This window comes from Herbaspirillum sp. B65 (genome assembly GCF_000333555.1).
GTDB lineage: Bacteria > Pseudomonadota > Gammaproteobacteria > Burkholderiales > Burkholderiaceae_D > Herbaspirillum > Herbaspirillum rubrisubalbicans.
The window spans coordinates 1-1,582 of the sequence record NZ_BADI01001184.1 but is presented as its reverse complement, the minus strand read 5'-3'; the positions used below and the strand labels follow the sequence as shown (position 1 = coordinate 1,582).

Annotated in this window: 1 protein-coding gene; it reads left to right on the top strand. The window is 70.1% G+C overall.

The window, feature by feature from the left end; genetic code table 11:
• Positions 1-203: 203 nt before the first annotated feature.
• Entirely contained in the window at positions 204-1,184 is a 981-nt protein-coding gene (locus tag I5W_RS28440) for a transporter (RefSeq protein WP_043345625.1), read from the top strand.
• Positions 1,185-1,582 lie beyond the last annotated feature (398 nt).

Sequence of the window (1,582 nt, the reverse complement as noted above, 5' to 3'; positions counted from 1 at the left end):
ACGGTTCGCCGGTTGTGGCGTTTCGGCGAGCATTCCACTGTCTTTCCGCAGGTCTCTGTAGAATAGTCGCAGACGTTGAGACGGGCAGGCTCCGTGGGGGCGCTCGGTAGGTCCGAAGCCGGCAGCCGCGATTGGCGAGCAGACCGGCAAGGAAGTGCCGAATGCGGGACGGATGCCGTGGGACCTTGGGAAGGAATGAGAAAATGATGAAGAACTGGCTCGCGGCCGGCGCGGTCGCGCTCACGGTCGGCATGACCTCGACGATCGCGCAGGCGCAGACCACCACGGTTCCCGGCGAGCAGGTCGGCCTCGCCGTCGGCGCGCCGCTGCCGGAAGGCCTCTACGCGATCAACACGTTCACCTACCGCCGCACCGACGCGCCAAACTCGCCCGACACGGCCGTCAACATCCCGGTCCTGGTCTGGTCGACCCCGTTCGTGCCGTTCGGCGGCCGCGTCGAGCTGCTCGTGGCGCCCCCGACCGTGTTCGCCTTCACCCGCAACCCGGCGGGCGTGCGCAACAAGGACATCTCGATCAACGTCGGCACCTTCGTCGGCGGCATCTGGGCCTTCGACCTCGGCAACAACTTCGGCGTCAGCTTGCTCGGCGGCGCCTACCTGAACGACCTGAACGGCGACCGCGGCTCGATCATCACCGCGAACGGCACGACGGCCACCCCGGTCCTGCCGCAGCTCTCCTCCAACACCTACCGCTTCGGCATCGCCGGCAGCTACACCGGTGACGGCTGGAACATCACCGCCAACCTGACCGCCAACATCTACGACTCGCCCGGCCGCTTCCCCGGCCAGGTCGGCGCCGCCATCGGCCCGATCCGCCTCTCGGACGCCCTGAACTTCGACCTCACCGCGACGAAGAAGTTCGGCAACTTCGAGATCGGCCCGATCGCCTACGGCACCTACAACTTCGACATCAGCCAGGCCAGCGCGGCGGCCGGCAACCGCGGCCGCTTCGCCATCGGCGGCCTCGTCGGCTACGACTTTAAGATCTTCACCGTCCAGGCCTACGTCGCCCGCGACGTCGTGACCGGCGCGCAGTACACCAACGCCTTCGGCCGCACCCGCGACAACTACTCCACCGACGGCTGGATCCGGTTCATCGTGCCGCTCTACTCGCCGGCCCCGGCCGCCTCGCCGGTCCCGGCGGCCCTGGTCCGCAAGTACTGAGACCAACCCGAGACACCGGGCTCCCCGCCGCCGCGCGGCGGGGGCGCCCGGATCTCCGACAGGCCGTCCTCCGGGACGGCGCGCCGCCCGGCACCGCCGGGCGGTTTTTTGTTGTGCCGGCCCCGCCGCGGGCCGCCCCGAACGGGCCCGTTCCATGGGTCGCAACCGACCGCGGGTGACGCGGGCGGCGCTGACATCCTATGGTGTGCCGATGGCGCGGCTCCGGCGCCGACCGGAGCGCAGGCGGACGAGCCGAAGGAAAGTCATGGCGACGCAGGGCGAGTGGAAGATCCCCGCGCAGGCCCAGCCCAGGCCCGCGGATTACGGCTACGACCTCGACCGGGCGCTCTCGGCCGTGCTGGCCCTGTCGGCGCGGATCCCGGAGAGCGCGTTCACCG

Coding starts and splice junctions, on each gene's coding strand:
- I5W_RS28440 (WP_043345625.1), top strand. CDS start 204: ATGATGAAGAACTGGCTCGCGGCCGGCGCGGTCGCGCTCACGGTCGGC.